Annotated in this window: 11 protein-coding genes; 5 read left to right on the forward strand and 6 right to left on the reverse strand. The window is 68.8% G+C overall.

The genetic code is table 11. The features are described from left to right. The gene (locus AAC997_RS03825; protein WP_340644375.1) at nt 1-2,715 is read right to left on the reverse strand and encodes a PAS domain S-box protein; all 2,715 of its coding nucleotides are present in this window, start codon (nt 2,713-2,715) and stop codon (nt 1-3) included. 114 nt (nt 2,716-2,829) lie between these two features. Next, the gene (locus AAC997_RS03830; protein ID WP_340644376.1) at nt 2,830-3,612 is read right to left on the reverse strand and encodes an SDR family NAD(P)-dependent oxidoreductase; all 783 of its coding nucleotides are present in this window, start codon (nt 3,610-3,612) and stop codon (nt 2,830-2,832) included. Between the two features lie 60 nt (nt 3,613-3,672). Here AAC997_RS03830 and AAC997_RS03835 point away from each other — a divergent pair, with 60 nt between their 5' ends. Together AAC997_RS03835 and AAC997_RS03840 are read left to right on the forward strand one after the other, a co-directional pair. Further along, nucleotides 3,673-4,095, forward strand: coding sequence for a YkvA family protein (locus AAC997_RS03835; protein WP_340644377.1), 423 nt, complete (start codon nt 3,673-3,675; stop codon nt 4,093-4,095). A gap of 201 nt (nt 4,096-4,296) precedes the next feature. After that, nucleotides 4,297-5,598: a cation:proton antiporter gene (locus tag AAC997_RS03840; RefSeq protein WP_340644378.1), complete on the forward strand. Its 1,302-nt coding sequence runs from the start codon at nt 4,297-4,299 to the stop codon at nt 5,596-5,598. On the opposite strand, the gene AAC997_RS03845 is transcribed toward AAC997_RS03840, so the two are convergent. From AAC997_RS03845 to AAC997_RS03860, 4 genes are all read right to left on the reverse strand, one after another. Continuing rightward, the gene (locus AAC997_RS03845) at nt 5,595-6,464 is read right to left on the reverse strand and encodes a DMT family transporter (protein ID WP_340644386.1); all 870 of its coding nucleotides are present in this window, start codon (nt 6,462-6,464) and stop codon (nt 5,595-5,597) included. The two genes, AAC997_RS03840 and AAC997_RS03845, sit on opposite strands and share 4 nt — an antisense overlap. Before the next feature lie 49 nt (nt 6,465-6,513). Continuing rightward, entirely contained in the window at nt 6,514-7,230 is a 717-nt protein-coding gene (locus AAC997_RS03850) for a 2OG-Fe(II) oxygenase family protein (RefSeq protein ID WP_340644379.1), read from the reverse strand. A gap of 5 nt (nt 7,231-7,235) precedes the next feature. Continuing rightward, the gene (locus tag AAC997_RS03855; protein WP_340644380.1) at nt 7,236-8,090 is read right to left on the reverse strand and encodes a glucose 1-dehydrogenase; all 855 of its coding nucleotides are present in this window, start codon (nt 8,088-8,090) and stop codon (nt 7,236-7,238) included. A 66-nt stretch (nt 8,091-8,156) separates the two neighbouring features. Continuing rightward, nucleotides 8,157-9,158, reverse strand: coding sequence for an NADPH:quinone oxidoreductase family protein (locus AAC997_RS03860; protein ID WP_340644381.1), 1,002 nt, complete (start codon nt 9,156-9,158; stop codon nt 8,157-8,159). A gap of 172 nt (nt 9,159-9,330) precedes the next feature. Here AAC997_RS03860 and rlmN point away from each other — a divergent pair, with 172 nt between their 5' ends. The 3 genes from rlmN to AAC997_RS03875 all read left to right on the forward strand — a co-directional run bounded on the left by rlmN (nt 9,331) and on the right by AAC997_RS03875 (nt 11,849). Next, a complete protein-coding gene (gene rlmN / locus AAC997_RS03865) occupies nt 9,331-10,509 on the forward strand; it encodes a 23S rRNA (adenine(2503)-C(2))-methyltransferase RlmN (RefSeq protein ID WP_340644382.1) in 1,179 nt (392 codons plus the stop codon). A 69-nt stretch (nt 10,510-10,578) separates the two neighbouring features. Further along, complete coding sequence (locus tag AAC997_RS03870) at nt 10,579-11,007, forward strand: DUF350 domain-containing protein (protein ID WP_340644383.1); 429 nt, start codon at nt 10,579-10,581, stop codon at nt 11,005-11,007. An 8-nt stretch (nt 11,008-11,015) separates the two neighbouring features. Beyond that, nucleotides 11,016-11,849: a serine protease gene (locus AAC997_RS03875; RefSeq protein ID WP_340644384.1), complete on the forward strand. Its 834-nt coding sequence runs from the start codon at nt 11,016-11,018 to the stop codon at nt 11,847-11,849. Nucleotides 11,850-11,989: the final 140 nt, after the last annotated feature.

Consider the following 11,989-nt stretch of genomic DNA (forward strand, 5'->3'; position numbering starts at 1 on the left):
TCAGGCCTGGCTGCGACCCAGGGCGTCGCGCACGGCGGCGCTGAGCTGTTCTGCTCGGAAAGGCTTGCGGACCACGGGCCAGGTGATCTCGGCGGCGCCGTCTCCGAACTGGTCGCCGGCATAGCCGGTGGTGAGTACGATGGGCAGGTCGGGGCGCTGGGCGTGGGTCCAGCTGGCCAGCTCCACCCCGTTCATGCCGCCGGGCATGACAATGTCGGAGATCAGCAGGTCGAAGGCCTGGCCGGTCTTCAGGCGAGCCATGGCCGAGGGCCCGTCGACGTCGGTGGTGACCTTGCAGCCCATCTCCTGCAGCAGGCTTTCGGTGACGGCGCGCACGGCGGCGTCGTCCTCCACCAGCAGGATGGTGGTCCCCGCCGCCCAGCTGTCGTCGGTAAGCTCCCGGACAGGCTCCACCGTGGGGACCGCGTCGATGGCGGGGACATAGAGGGTGACGGTGGCGCCCTCGCCGGGCGCGGACTCGATGGTGACGGTTCCGCCGCACTGGCTCATGAAGCCGTAGACCTGAGCCAGGCCCAGGCCGGTGCCCTTGCCCACCTCCTTGGTGGTGAAGAAGGGCTCGAAGGCGCGCTGCATGACTTCGGGGCTCATGCCGGGCCCGGTGTCGGCGACGCTGACGGCCACATAGTCGCCGGCCGAGGCCCCCGAAATCTCGCCGCCGGCAAGGGTCACGCGGCGGGTGAGGATGTCGATCCTGCCGCCGTCCTCCACCGCGTCGGCGGCGTTGACCACCAGGTTCAGCAGCGCGGCCTCGAACTGGGCCGGATCCAGGCGGGTGGCGCCGACGCCGGGTTCGCAGTTGACGGTGAGGTCGATGGCCTCCCCCACCGCGCGGCGGACCAGGGGCTCGACCTGTTCGATCAGGGCGCCGACATCCATCACCTCCAGCTTCAGCTCCTGGCGGCGTGAGAAGGCCAGCAACTGGCGGGTGAGGCGTTCGCCGCGCCGGCCGGCGGCCAGGGCCGCTTCCGACAGGCGTTTGACCCGGGCGGTGTCGGCCGGATTCTTCAGGATCATGTCCAGGCCGCCGATCACCACGGTCAGCAGATTGTTGAAGTCGTGGGCCACGCCGCCGGTCAGTCGGCCCACGGTCTCCAGACGGTGGGCCTGGGCCAGCGCCGCCTCGGTGCGGGCGCGTTCCTCCAGGCTGGCCTCAAGCTCGCGGGTTCGCTCGGCGACGCGTTCCTCCAGGTGGCGGCGGGCCTCGACGATCTCGGTGACGTCGGAGGACGACCCGAACCAGCGCCGGATCGTGCCGTCCTCGTCGCGAATGGCTGAGGCGCGCGCATTGAACCAGCGCCAGACCCCATCATGGCGTCGCAGCCGGTGTTCCAGGTCAAACGGCAGGCCGCCCTGCAGGGCCTGGGACCAGGCGTCCCGCAGGTCGTCGCGGTCGTCGGGATGGACAGCGTCGAGCCACTTTTCGCCCAGGTGCTGGGCCGCCGGGACGCCGGTGAAGTCGATCCACTGCGGGCTGAAATAGTCGAAGTCGCCATCGGGGCGGGCCGACCACAGGAGCTGGGGCAGGGAGTCCACCAGGGCGCGGACCCGGGCCTCGCCGCCGCGAAGTTGCGTCTCGGCGGTCTTGCGCTCGGTGATGTCGGAGCAGGATCCGATATAGCCGAGGAACCGGCCCTCGTCGTCGAAGCGCGGGGCGGCGGCCTCGTCGATCCAGCGATAGACGCCGTCGTGGCGCAGGATGCGGTACTCCAGGCGCGCCCGGTTGCGGGCCGCGAAGTGCTCGTCATAGGTCGCCAGAACCCGGGCGCGATCCTCGGGGTGAACCTCCTCGAGCCAGCCGCGGGCCAGTTCCTCCTCCATGGCCCGGCCGGTGAAGGCCAGCCACGAAGCGTTGAACCAGACGGCGCCCTTGGTGGGACCGCTCATCCAGATCATCACAGGGGCGGCGTTGGCGATGTGCTCGAACTCGTCGCGGCTGCGGCGGGCCTGAGCCTCGGCCTCGCGCACGGCCTGGGCGGCCAGGCGCTGGTCGGTGATGTCATGGAAGTTGACCGCCAGGCCGTCTCCCAGCTTCATGGCCGAGGATCGCATCCAACGCTCCGCGCCGTCGATCACCCGGCGGACTTCCATCTCGTCGGGCGCGGTGGCGTTCAGGGCCAGGCGCAGACGTTCAACCATGTCGGCGGCCGTCTCGCCCACGAAGACTTCGGTGACCCGGCGACCGGTCAGGCCCTGGCCCCCCGGCGCCATGCGGTCGGCCGCGGGGTTGGCATAGGCCCACTTGAAGTCAACGACCCGGCCGGCTTCCCGCACGGGCTCCATGATGACGAAACCGTCGAGAGCCTGTTCCTGGAAGGCGCGGAACCGCGCCTCCACCGCCGCACCCTCCTGGATAGCCAGGCGCAGCGCCTTGGCGATGACGACCGTCAGGGCGGCGGTGACGACGAAGAGCAGCAGTTGGACATGCTGCAGCCGCCAGGACTCTTCCACGCCCGCCTTGGGCAGCCAGAGCATCCAGACCGCGCCGGCGCTCAAGGCTGTGGCGAGCAGGCCGCCTCGCAGCCCTGTCACCAGCGTGGCGAACAGGATGGCGGGGTAGAAGGCCATGTAGTTGGGGGGCAGGACCATGAACAGGCCCGCCAGACCGCGCAGCACGACGGCGACGGCGACAGCGGCCGTGGCGGCCAGATAGCCCACAGCGGGGCGCTCGATCGCGACTGCGAAACGCTGCGCCAACCGACCAATCATCACGCGACAACGCCCCCACTCAGGGTTCCGGTCATACCGAACCCCTAATCGGAGGGAACGTAAAGCGTGGCCTTAGGTTCCCTCCGCCGCGGGTGGGTGAGATCAGCGCGGGGCCATCCGGATCGCGCCGTCCAGACGGACGTCTTCGCCGTTGAAATAGCCGTTGGTGATCATGGTCAGGGCCAGCTGAGCATAGTCTTCGGCCTGGCCGAGGCGCTTGGGGAAGGGCACGGAGTTGGCCAGGGCCTGCTTCACCGCTTCCGGGGCGCCGCGCATCAGCGGGGTGTCGAAGATGCCGGGCAGGATGGTGTTGACCCGGATGCCTTCGCTGGCGAGGTCACGGGCGATGGGCAGGGTCATGCCGACCACGCCGCCCTTGGAGGCCGAATAGGCCGCCTGGCCCATCTGGCCGTCCTCGGCCGCCACTGAGGCGGTGTTGACGATGGCGCCGCGCTCGCCGTCTTCCAGGGGCTCCAGGTCCAGCATGCCCTTGGCCGACTTGGCGATGCAGCGGAAGGTGCCCACCAGGTTGATCTGGATGATCAGGTTGAAGGCGTCGAGGGGGAAGTGCTTGGTGGCGCCGGTGGCCTTGTCGCGGCCGGCGGTCTTGATGGCGTTGCCGGTGCCGGCGCAGTTGACCAGGATACGTTCCTGGCCGTGGGCGGCCCGGGCCTTGGCGAAGGCCGCGTCGACTTCCTCTTCGGAGGTGACGTTGCATTTGCAGAAGACGCCGCCGACATCTTTTGCGACCGCTTCGCCGGTTGCTTCGTTCATGTCGAAGATGGCCACCTTGACGCCCTGGGCCGCCAACTGGCGGACCGTGGCTTCACCGAGGCCCGAGGCGCCGCCGGTGACAACCGCGGCGATAGAGGAATTGAGTTTCATGGACGCGTCGCTCCCGGTTCTGATTAGACTAGGTCTTGTTTCCCCCGAGGCTTTAGACCGATGAGCGGCAAGTCAAAAGCGTCACGCCACGTCAATGGCGAGGGTTTCGACGCCCGCGCGGCGATCGACCCGAAGCACGCCCTGGTCCCGGCGGTGCAGAAGGTGAACGAGCAGCGGGTGGCGGAGGGCTTCTGGCCCAAGTTCCGCAGGGTGGCCGCCCAGGTCCCCTTCGCCGACGACTTGCTCTCTGTCTGGTACTGCGCCCGCGACCCGGCGACGCCGAAGGCGGCCAAGGGCCTGATGATGGCGGCGCTCGCCTATTTCGTCCTGCCGACGGACGCGATCCCCGACATCCTGGGCGTGATCGGCTTCACAGATGACGCCGCGGTGTTCGCCGCCATGATGGCGGTGGTGGGAAAGAACCTGAAGCCCAGGCACCGTGAGGCGGCCAAGGGGTTTCTCGAGCGGATGAAGGGCGGCTAAGCTCAAGGCCGACAGCCTGCCCCCGGCCGCAATGGCGGTCTTCCCTGCGCCGGCGCCGATTTCCCCATGACCTGAGCCATCGACATCGCCCGATCCCACAGGCAGGGGCCCGCCGCGCCCCGGCGGAAGATCGAGGCCCGGCTCGCGACCTCGGGGCTGCTCACGCATTAGTGCACCTTCCGCCCAGCCGTTCGGACCTCGATGCCTGACCCCTACATCCTCGTCCTGTTTGTCATCGGGGCCCTGGTGGCGCTGGTCGCCTGGCTGCCCCTCGTCATCCGACGGGCTCCGCTGTCCCTGCCGATCGTCTGCATTGTCCTCGGGGCGGGTCTCTTCAGTCTGCCGCAGGTCGGGCTCAACCCCCTGCCCCAGGCCTATCCGTCGGTCACCGAGAGGCTGACGGAGTTCGTGGTGATCATCGCCCTGATGGGGGCGGGCCTGAAGATCGACCGCATCTTCAATCTGAAGCGATGGCAGGTCACCTGGCGACTGCTCGGCATCACCATGATGCTGTCGATCGCCGCGATCGCCTTGCTGGGGTTCACCCTCCTGGGTCTCGGGCTGGCCGGGGCGATCCTGCTGGCGGGCAGCCTTGCGCCCACCGACCCGGTGCTGGCGGCCGACATCCAGGTCGGCGCGCCGCAGGAAGGGCGAGAGGACGAGGTCCGCTTCGGATTGACGTCGGAGGCAGGCCTGAACGACGGCCTGGCGTTTCCCTTCGTGAACCTGGCCATAGCCCTGGCCCTCGCGGCGTCGGGCCAGACAACCGACTGGCTGACCCAATGGCTCGCCGTCAGTGTTCTGTGGAAGGTGCTGGCGGGCCTCGGAGCCGGCTGGATCCTCGGCTGGCTGTTTGGCCGCCTGACCTTTTCGCTCCCGGTCAGTTCGCGCCTGGCCGGGACCCGCGACGGGTTCATCGTTCTGGCGGCGACCTTCCTCTCCTACGCCGTCGCCGAGATGCTGCACAGCTATGGCTTCCTGGCGGTCTTCATCGCCGCGCTCGCCTTCCGGCACGCGGATCGCGACCACAGGTTCCACGTCGAGATGCACGACTTCATCGAGCAGATCGAACGCATGGGGATGATGGTGGTGCTGGTGCTGTTTGGGGGTGCATTGGTCTCGGGGCTGCTCGCGTCGCTGCGACCCATGGATGTCGCCGCCGCGCTCCTCATCGTCTTGGTGGTTCGTCCCTTAACGGGATTGCTGGGCCTGGTCGGATGGCGGAGGCCTCTGCGCGAGAAGCTGATCCTGGCCTTCTTCGGGATCCGGGGGGTCGGCTCGTTCTACTATCTGGCCCACGGACTCAACGCCGCGCCCTTCGAAGGAGGAGACCGCCTCTGGGCCATCGTCGGCCTCATCTGCCTTCTGTCCATTCTCCTGCACGGCGTCACGGTCACGCCGGTGATGCGATGGTTCGACCGCAGCCAGGGCCGCGATCCCGACGCCGAGGAAGAGGGCGAGGACGCAAGTCGTGGGGCGGAGCCGTCGCGACCCGGCGCCTAGACCGGTTCGACGATCACCGCCGCAGCCACCTTCGCCCGGTTGGCCAGATGTTCGCGCCAGGTGATGAAGAGGGTGGAGACCACCACCACGGCCGCGCCGACCACGGTCCATAGGCCTGGGACCTCGTGGAAGAGGGCGAAGCCGACGATCACCGTGAACACCAGACGGATATAGTCGATGGGCGCCATGGCCCCGGCGTCGCCGATGGACATGCCCTTGATGTAGCAGCCCTGGGTGATGGTGCCGAGCACGCCCATGGCGGCCAGCAGAGCCAGGTCGACCGGCTCGGGCCAGCGCCAGGCCAGGAAGGCGCCGGGCAGGGCCAGGACCAGACCCAGGCTCGCTGACCAGACCAGCAGCACCATGGGGGCGTGGTCGCGGGTCATCACCTTCATGCCGGTGATGGTGAGCGCGAACAGGAAGGATGAGGCCAGCATGGCCAGGGCCGGCAGGCCGATGGCGAAGCTGTGACCCGCGCCGGGCCGCAGCATGATCAGCACGCCGAGAAAGCCCACCACGGCGGCCCCGATCCGCAGCGGCCCCACAGGCTCGCGCACCACGAAGAAGGCCAGGGGCACCAGCCACAGGGTGCGGGTGAAGGAGAGCGCATTGGCGTCGGCCAGCGGCATCTTCTGGAAGGCGTAGAAGGACAGGATCATCCCGATGGTGCCCGCCGCCGAGCGGAAGATCAGGATTCCGGGGCGGGTGGTGGCGAAGGCCGCGCCGCGATGGCGCGCGATCACCGGCAGCATGATCAGGAAGCCGAAGAACTGCCGGTAGAAGGTCTGCAGCGAGGCGGCGTAGTCGTCCCCGAGATACTTGATCAGGGTGGTCATGGCCGTGAAGCCGAGTGCGGACGCCACCATCCACAGAGCGCCGTGCAGGTTCGGAGAAAGGCCGGGCTTGGCCGCGGCGTCAGCGCTCACGAATCCACCCGGTGATGGAGAGCCGCTGCGCGCCCGCGAAGCTGGCGACCTGGGTCACCGCATGCTGCTGGGGGACGCGAAAGATGTTCAGGGCGTTGAAGGTCGGCGTGTAGGCCTCGCTGACATGGCCGTCGGCGTCGTGGAAGGCCAGCAGGCCGCCCCAGTCGGGCCGCCAGCTTGGCGTGAAGTTCAGCACATAGGCGTAGAGGCGGTGTTTGCCGGCGATGTCGTCATCATGGGCGGTGAGGAAGTCGCCCGGCCGGTAGCGGGTGGCCTGGGCGTCGACATAGGCGCAGCGATCGTCGCGGGTCAGCGTCCTCACGAAGCTCAGGAAGGCGGGACTGTTCAGCAGGTCATAGACCCCATCGAGCGCGCCGCCTGACCGCTCGCCGGCCTCCATCCGGTCCGAGAGCCGCCAGGCGTCGAACTGATACTGGAAGCCGGTCTTGCCACCCTCCAGGATCGCCGCCTCCAGCTCCGCCCGCCGCTCGGCCGGCATGGCGGCCAGGGTGTCCAGGGCGATGTCGTAGCTCTTCCCCGAAGCGGTCAGCGAGCGGTGGTAAGGGGCGGCGACCAGGGCGGCATGGATGGCCTGCGCATCCTTGTCCCGGAAAATTCCGGGCAGATGCAGACGGCCGAAGCGCTCGAAGGCCGGGCGCAGTTTCGTGGGGTCGAGGCCCCGCGAGAGTTCCAGCGCCTGGCTCATCGACCCTAGCCCGGGGCGCCGGGCAGGGCGTCGCCGAACAGGGCGGCGAAGGGCGAACCCGCGGTGGCGTCCCAGGCATGGCGGCTGCCGACAGTGATGCCGCCGTCCACGACGATGTGGGTGCCCGACACGAAAGCCGAGTCTTCGGAGGCCAGGTAGAGGGCCGCCTTGGCGATGTCGTCGGGCATGCCGGCCTTGGGCACCGGCTGCACCTTGGCGGCGTTGTCGGCGACCCGGGCGGCCATCTGGTCGGCCACCTCGCGGGGCAGGCCAAGCGAGGCGCCGAAGATCGAGGTGGCGATCAGGCCCGGGCAGATGGCGTTGACGCGGATCTTCTGCGGCGAGAGCTGGGCCGCGGCCGAGCGGCTCATGTGGATGACGCTGGCCTTGGCGCTGGAATAGGCGATGGGCCCCCAGCCGGCCTGCAGCCCCGCGATGGACGCGGTGTTGATGATCGAACCGCCGCCGCGCTCCAGCATCAGCGGGACAGCGTGCTTCATGCCCAGGGCCGGGCCGCGCACCAGGACGTCGAAGATCCAGCTCCAGCCGTCGGCGGTGATCTCGGCGATGGAGCTCATCCGGTCGGAGATGCCGGCGTTGTTGAACAGGATGTCGAGACCGCCGAATTGGCTTTTGGCCAGCTTCATGGCCGCCTCGATCTCGGCTTCCAGAGTGACGTCGCAGTGGGCGTAGGCGACCTTGCCGGGGAAACGCTTCTCCAGCATGGCGCCCTTTTCGTCCTGGATGTCGGCGGCGATGACGCAGGCGCCCTCGGACACGAACAGTTCGACCGTGCCCAGGCCAATGCCGGAGACAGCCCCGGTGATGACCGCGACCTTGCCCTCGAGACGTCCCGCCATTTCGCTTCCCCGTGTCTTGTAACTGATCGGCGATCACTAAAGCGGGACGCCCCCTGCGTCGAGGGGCTAGTCGACCGTCACCACGACCTTGCCCATGGCCTTGCGGCTGCCCAGGTGGGCGATGGCGTCGGCGCCCTTGGAGAGCGGGAAGCGCTCCGAGACGTGCGGCTTGACCTTGCCCTGGGCATAGAGCTCCAGCAGCTCGTCCACCGACTGGGCGAACAGCTCGGGATTCTTGGTGGTCCAGGTGCCCCAGAAGACGCCGACGATGTCGCAGCCCTTCAGCAGGGTGAGGTTCAGCGGGATCTTCGGGATGTCGCCAGCCGCGAAGCCGATCACCAGATAGCGGCCTTCCCAGGCGATGGAGCGCAGGGCGGGCTCGGCATAACCGCCGCCGACGGCGTCATAGATCACGTTGAAGCCCTCGGCGCCGCCGGCTTCCTTGAAGAGGGCGCCCAGCGCCTTCTGGCCGTCGCGGTCGAAGGGCCCGCGGCCATAGACGATGCCTTCGTCGGCGCCGTGCTTGATGGCCAGGTCGCATTTTTCCTGGGATGAGCAGGCGGCCACGACGCGGGCGCCCATGGCCTTGCCAAGTTCCACCGCCGAAAGGCCGACGCCGCCGGCCGCGCCCAGGACCAGCATGGTGTCGCCGGCCTTCAGATGACCGCGGTCCTTCAAGGCGTGATAGCTGGTGCCGTAGGTGAGGATGAAGGCCGCCGCCACGTCGTGGGGCATGCTGTCGGGGATGTGCCACAGGCGGTTGGCCGGCAGCAGGACCTCCTCGGCCAGGCCGCCCCAGCCGGTGTTGGCCAGGATGCGGTCGCCGACCTTCACATTGGTGACGCCCTCGCCGATCGCCTTGACCACGCCCGACAGCTCGCCGCCGGGGGAGAAGGGCCGGGGCGGCTTCATCTGGTACTTGTCCTCGATCATCAGCACGTCGGGGAAGTTGATCCCCACGGCCTTGGTGCTGATCACGGCGAAGCCGGGACGGACTTCCGGAGAGGCCACGTCTTCGTAGGACAGGGTCTCAGGACCCCCGGTGGTCTTGCTCAGCAGCGCCTTCATCGTCGTCTCCCGGACATCGTTTTTCGAAAGTTGGCGGACGCTAGCGCAGGCCTTCCCTGGGCGGAAGTCCGCCGCCGAACATTTGTTTGGATCGGGTCGGCGTCTGAGCGATTTGGCGCGGAGGCCGCGTGGCCCTATATTGGTCGGCCTTCCATCCAGCGAGTTCCTCCCCTTGGGCGTCACCCTCGATCTTTCGCGCGCCACCATCCCGGCCGCGCCCGTGAAGCCGAACCTCTGCGGCCTGACCCGCAAGGGGCTGGTGGAGACGCTGATCGCCGCCGACGTGGTCCCTGCCCCCAAGGCCAGGATGCGTGCGGGCCAGATGTGGCGCTGGATCCACCACTACGGGGTCACCGATTTCGAGGCGATGACCGACATCGCCAAGGAGACCCGCGCGGTGCTCGCGCAGGCCTTCACCCTGACCCGGCCCGAGATCGTCGAGCGCCAGGTGTCCAAGGACGGCACCCGCAAGTGGCTCATCCGCATGGCGCCGGGCATCGAGGTGGAGACCGTCTATATTCCTGACGTCGGCCGGGCTGGCGCGCTCTGTGTTTCCAGCCAGGTCGGCTGCACGCTGAACTGCACCTTCTGCCATACGGGCACCCAGGCCCTGGTCCGCAACCTGACCGCCGCCGAGATCATGGCCCAGGTGCAGGTGGCCCGCGACGACCTGGAGGAATGGCCGTCGCCGAAGGAGGACCGCAGGCTCTCCAACATCGTCTTCATGGGCATGGGCGAGCCGCTCTACAATCTCGACAATGTCGCCGACGCCATCGACATCATCTCGGACGGCGAAGGCATCGCCATCTCGCGCCGCCGGATCACGGTCTCCACCTCCGGCGTGGTTCCGGAACTGGAAGCCCTGGGCAATCGCACCCAGGCGATGCTGGCCATCTCCCTGCACGGCACCAACGACGCCCTGCGCGACGTCCTGGTGCCGCTGAACAAGAAGTATCCGATCGCCCAGCTGATCGAGGGCATCCGCGCCTATCCGGGGCTGTCCAACGCCCGGCGGGTGACCTTCGAATACGTGATGCTGAAGGGCGTCAACGACAGCCCGGCCGAGGCCCTGGCCTTGGTGAAGCTGCTGAAGGGCCTGCCGGCCAAGATCAACCTGATCCCGTTCAATCCCTGGCCGGGGACCGACTATGTCTGTTCCGACTGGGGGGCGATCGAGAAATTCGCCGCCATCCTCAACCGCGCCGGTTACGCCTCGCCGATCCGCACCCCGCGCGGGCGCGATATCCTGGCCGCCTGCGGCCAGTTGAAGAGCGAGAGCGAGAAGGTCCGCGCCAGCGCGCGGCGCAAGGCGGTTCAGGAGACCGTGGCCGAGGACTCGCCCGTCGCCTGAACGACTTTCGCCTCGGCGAAAAGTCCGTGCTAACGATGGCGACCCCCAGTTCCTTGCCCAAGGGTCCCGATGCCGCCCGAACTTCAGTCCCCTGAGATCCAGGCCTTCGCCACCGGCTTTCCCATCACCCTGCTGCACGCGGGGATGACGGTCCTGATCCTGTTCCTGGGCAGCGCGCTCTACATTCTGCTGACGCCGCACCGCGAGATCGCCCTGATCCGCGAGGGCAATTCCGCCGCCGCCCTGTCGCTTTCGGGCGTGATGGTGGGTCTGGCCATTCCGCTGGCCGTGTCGCTGACGGCGTCGACCTCGCTGATCGAGATCGGCATCTGGGGCGCGTCCACGGTGGTGGTGCAGCTGCTGATCTTCCGCATCGTCGACATGATCCTGCGCGGCCTGCCCCAGAGAATCCAGGAGGGCGAGATGTCCGCCGCCGCCCTGCTGGTGGGCGCCAAGCTCGCCACCGCCCTGATCCTCGCCGCCGCTGTGGCGGGCTGAGCGGGCCGATGCATTTCCCCAAGCTGCCGGACTGGCTGGTCTATGCGGCTGTGGTCCTGGCGCTGCTGATCGCCGCCGTGGGCCGGCAGGAGCGCGCCGACGCCCCGCCGCCCCCGCCGCCGGTGCCGGGAGAGGAAGGGGTGCCCCTGGGGCCCGCTTCGCCCTTTGACCCGTCCATTGTGGTGGATGTTCCGGCGATGGCCGAGCCGGGCCTGGGCACCGCCTTCTCGGTGGCCGAGCGTGGGGTCTGGGTCACCGCCCGCCACGTCGTGGACGGCTGCACCCAGGCCGCCATCGTGGTGGCCGAGGGTCGGGGCGTGGCCGCCAAGGTCAGTATCGACCAGCGCGGCGAGGCGGCGATCCTCACCACCGAGGGCGGGGCGCCGCCCCTGCCGCTGGGCCTGGACCTGAAGCTGCGCCGCGGCGACCGCGCCTATCACCCTGGCTTCCCCCAGGGGCAGTCGGGGGAGGCCACCTCGCGGCTGCTGGGGCGTGAAAACCTGGTGGTGCGCGGCCGGGGCGCGCGGACCGAGCCGGTGCTGGTCTGGGCCGAAACCGGCCGCACCGACGGCCTGAAGGGGACGCTTGCCGGACTTTCGGGGGCGCCGGCCCTGGATCGCGCGGGCCGGGTGATCGGGGTGACGGTGGCCGAGGCGCCGCGCCGGGGCCGCATCTACACCACCGCGCCGGAAACCCTTGGCGCGGCCATGTCCGAGGCCCACGAACGTCCCGCCAGCTTCGCGGTGGGCGAGACCGTCACCACCGACAACTACGGCCGCGTGGCCGACGCCCTGCGCCGCGACCTGCGGGTGGCCCAGGTGATCTGCCTGTCGACGACCTAGGCGGCCTCGGCTTCAGGCTCCGCCCCGCCCGCCGGCATGTCGGCGGTGCGCGCGGCGACGATGAAGACCAGCACGATCCCCAACACCCCCAACAGGGCCGAATAGACGAAGAACACCACATAGCCCGAGCCGAGGGCTGC

This window comes from Phenylobacterium sp., assembly GCF_037968635.1.
GTDB lineage: Bacteria > Pseudomonadota > Alphaproteobacteria > Caulobacterales > Caulobacteraceae > Phenylobacterium.

Bases quoted from the DNA above. Each gene is read 5' to 3' on its own strand.
- AAC997_RS03830 (WP_340644376.1), bottom strand. From the start codon at position 3,612: ATGAAACTCAATTCCTCTATCGCCGCGGTTGTCACCGGCGGCGCCTCG.
- AAC997_RS03835 (WP_340644377.1), top strand. From the start codon at position 3,673: ATGAGCGGCAAGTCAAAAGCGTCACGCCACGTCAATGGCGAGGGTTTC.
- AAC997_RS03840 (WP_340644378.1), top strand. From the start codon at position 4,297: ATGCCTGACCCCTACATCCTCGTCCTGTTTGTCATCGGGGCCCTGGTG.
- AAC997_RS03845 (WP_340644386.1), bottom strand. From the start codon at position 6,464: ATGGTGGCGTCCGCACTCGGCTTCACGGCCATGACCACCCTGATCAAG.
- AAC997_RS03850 (WP_340644379.1), bottom strand. From the start codon at position 7,230: ATGAGCCAGGCGCTGGAACTCTCGCGGGGCCTCGACCCCACGAAACTG.
- AAC997_RS03855 (WP_340644380.1), bottom strand. From the start codon at position 8,090: ATGGCGGGACGTCTCGAGGGCAAGGTCGCGGTCATCACCGGGGCTGTC.
- AAC997_RS03860 (WP_340644381.1), bottom strand. From the start codon at position 9,158: ATGAAGGCGCTGCTGAGCAAGACCACCGGGGGTCCTGAGACCCTGTCC.
- AAC997_RS03870 (WP_340644383.1), top strand. From the start codon at position 10,579: ATGCCGCCCGAACTTCAGTCCCCTGAGATCCAGGCCTTCGCCACCGGC.
- AAC997_RS03875 (WP_340644384.1), top strand. From the start codon at position 11,016: ATGCATTTCCCCAAGCTGCCGGACTGGCTGGTCTATGCGGCTGTGGTC.